We start from the raw sequence: 3,140 nt of genomic DNA, 5'->3' as shown, positions 1-3,140 counted from the left end.
TGCCGTCCGGTTTCAAGCTTGATCTCGGTCATCAACCAATCACGGAACGCCTTGACCTTGCGCCGTTCCAGTCGCCCACGCGGATAACTCAGCGAATAGGCATAGGGGCTATCAACCGGCAAATCGAACGGGACAGTCAATCGATTGGTCACAACATATTCCCCGATCATCGCCGGATCGGAAATGACCACGCCAAAGCCACTTGCCGCGGCCTCCATCGCCATATCAAGGGTGGCGAAAACCGGGCCCTTTGAACCATCGACGCCCTTGATCCCCGTCCCTTCGAGCCAGATGCGCCAGTCTTCACGCTGGGCAGAGCAATGCAACAATGTGACACGGGCAAGGTCTTCGGGTGTTTCAAGTTGCTTGGCCAGGTCGGGATGGCATACCGGCAACAGACGTTCGCCGGTCAGGAATTCATGGACAAGCTGTTCGTTGCCGTGATCGGCAAAACGGATGGCGATATCGACCTCGTTGAAATCAACAGAGGCCAGATCATCGTTATAGGTGCCCAACTGGACCTGAAAATCGGGGTATTCCATCTGAAACCGCCCCAGACGCGGCACAATCCAGCGCATGGAAAATGTCAGCGGGGCGGTGACGGAAAGCAGCGTGTCATCCGCACGGTCTTCGACCTTGGCAACCGCGTCTTCCATGGCATCAAAGGCCGGCGTCAGTGATTCCAGAAGGTTGCGCCCGGCACGGGTCAACCGAAGGCTTCTGTGGTGGCGTTCGAAAAGCTGCCGCCCGAGCACTTCTTCGAGATGCTGCACCTGTCGGCTGACAGCCCCTTGGGTCACGTTAAGCTCATGTGACGCTTTGGTGAAGCTTTCGAGTCTTCCGGCCACTTCGAAGGCCCTGAGCGCGTTTAACGGCAATGGACGGCGTTTCATGACGGCTGCTTTGCATGATAAAAACTCATGCCATGATGACAAAAGGTGGTTTGAGCGCAAGCCTTTTTTCAATTAACCCTGAGTTTAACGAGAGTATAGACACACGCATCATGGATGCACGGGCCGCTGAAGTGTTGAGAGCAGGCCTCGTTTTAAAAGGATTAGAACAATGGTTGCTATCACCAAAGACGCAGGCGCATTCGCCACCACCCGTCGCCATCACAATACCACCAGCCTGCTGGATCTGCCGCGCACCTGGTTCAAACGCCACGACCTGCGCCAGAAACTGGCAGACATGGATGCCCACATGCTGCGTGATATCGGCTGGACCGTCTACGACGCAAAACGCGAAGCGGCCAAGCCGTTCTGGAAAGCTTAACCCGCGCAAAAGCGCATAACCGAGTGTTTTGTCATGCAGAACAATGTAACCCCGCTGCACAGCGCAATTACTTTCCCGCTTCAGGTTCTGATCGAAGCCCTGATGGATGCGTGGAAAGGCATCAGCCTTAAATAAGGCTCTGCACCCAAGATCCCTGAGCGCAATTCCAGCCTCCCCCCGTTGGAAAGTGCGCATGTAAATGCCGGTCACATCCCCTTGTGACCGGCATTTCTTTTTGCACCAACACAGGCGAGAAATCGCAGACGTGCCGGGCTATTTTTTCGGGGGATAGCGCAAATACATCAGGTTTGCGGCATTGAGCACCGAATACATCACCGCAAATTGCGCGTTGAATTCGAACTTTTCGGGCTTCGGATCGAACATCGCGTAGATTTCATCAATCGAGCGCTTGCCATCAATCCGCGACAAAATAGCCGGTGAGGCCGACGGCATGGTGCGGGTGACCGCAAGGCCGGTAAAGGTGATCTTGATATTGCCGGTTTTGGCAACCGAACGCGCCAGCGACGGACCATCAACACGGGTAAAGGTCGGGATCAGTTCCGGCGATGGCACCGGTGGTTTGACCTTGTTCTTGGCCTTTACGACATAGAAGGTGTGCTTGGTAATATTGCCCGCCATCAGTTCGGCAAGAGCCGCGCGTTCGCGAAACGGCACATGAACCGCCCTATCAAGCACATCATGGCGCGAACAATAGGTGGTCGGGTCATAGCGCATTGGTTCGATAAAGTTTTGCAGGCGCAGACCGGCGGCCTCGACAAAATCAAAGACCTCATCGACGCGATAGGCGCGATCCTGTTGATGCAACAAAAGGTCATAGAAACCGGCATCGCCACCATGAATATGGTCGCCAACAAACGGGTTGCGCTTGAGCCAGTTGGTGCCGGGCAGCGAATTAAACAGCGCCTTGCCGAAATTCAGGCGCTTGGATCCGCCGGCCTCTGCATTCAGGCGTTCCATCATTTCCTGCATATGATAGACGCCCTGACGACCCAACTCGCCATAGACCATCAAGCCCATGCCACCATCGGGTTTGAGCGCATCGGCAAGCGCCTTGAGCCCGGCATCTGGATCCGGCAGGTGATGGAGCACCCCGCAGCAATCGATATAGTCAAACGGACCATATTCAGCGGCCAGATCCACAAAGGACCCGGTCACAAAGGTGACGTTCTTTTCCAGACTGCGACGTTTGATCCGTGCTTCGGCAATGGCGCGCGAACTTTCGGAAAGGTCGATATAGACGATCTCGGCCTTGGCCTTGCGATCACGGGCCTGCTGGGCCAGCATAACCAGCGCATCGCCAGTCCCGCCACCCGCGACGAGAATTTTGATCTTGCCGCTTTTGGTCTGTGCGGATGGATCGCGCCCGCCAAAGACGAAATGCACAACCTCGTCCCAGTTGCCCGGTGATCCGGTGATCAGGCGTTTGTCCTCATCCTCGGGACTACGTTCCGGATAGGGATAGCTTTCATACTGATCGCGCGTCTTTTGAGAAGACGGAACGTGATCGGGCCTGTTTTTATCGTCGGGCATTGCGGCGAAATCCGGCATCGAAGTGGTTGGGACGCCAGTATCCTATACCAACGAATTAATGAAGGAAATCCACGTATTTACCTGTTTGGACGACAATCAATCACCAATTTGCCGGTTGCGGTACGATCCCGGATCGACGCCAAGGCGTCCATTGCGTCTTCAAGGCGATACACCGCAGAGATCATCGGGCGGATTTCCCCGGATTTCAGGCGATCCAGCAGTTCTGTCATGCCCTGTTGTGCAATAACCGCGTTCTGTTCGAGATAGGCACCAAAATAAAAGCCAATCGCGGTAACGTTTTTGACCAGCAGGATATT

General features: G+C 55.0%; 4 protein-coding genes. 1 reads left to right on the top strand and 3 read right to left on the bottom strand.

The annotated features are described in order from the left end of the window. A partial coding sequence (locus B2R48_RS17315; protein ID WP_297002994.1) for a LysR substrate-binding domain-containing protein occupies positions 1-893 on the bottom strand: 893 nt, incomplete at its 3' end. Between the two features lie 169 nt (positions 894-1,062). Between B2R48_RS17315 and B2R48_RS17310 the strand changes: the two genes are divergently transcribed. Continuing rightward, complete coding sequence (locus B2R48_RS17310) at positions 1,063-1,272, top strand: DUF1127 domain-containing protein (RefSeq protein ID WP_062956859.1); 210 nt, start codon at positions 1,063-1,065, stop codon at positions 1,270-1,272. A gap of 273 nt (positions 1,273-1,545) precedes the next feature. Here B2R48_RS17310 and B2R48_RS17305 read toward each other — a convergent pair whose 3' ends face one another. Continuing rightward, the gene (locus tag B2R48_RS17305; protein ID WP_062957327.1) at positions 1,546-2,823 is read right to left on the bottom strand and encodes a class I SAM-dependent methyltransferase; all 1,278 of its coding nucleotides are present in this window, start codon (positions 2,821-2,823) and stop codon (positions 1,546-1,548) included. 77 nt (positions 2,824-2,900) lie between these two features. After that, on the bottom strand, positions 2,901-3,140 hold a 240-nt coding region (locus tag B2R48_RS17300), incomplete at its 5' end, for a zinc-binding dehydrogenase (RefSeq protein ID WP_297002989.1).

Source organism: Thalassospira sp. UBA848 (assembly GCF_002295455.1).
In the GTDB taxonomy this organism is placed as follows: domain Bacteria; phylum Pseudomonadota; class Alphaproteobacteria; order Rhodospirillales; family Thalassospiraceae; genus Thalassospira.
Note: the sequence above shows the minus strand (reverse complement) of the source record. Positions and strands in the feature narration are given on the sequence as shown.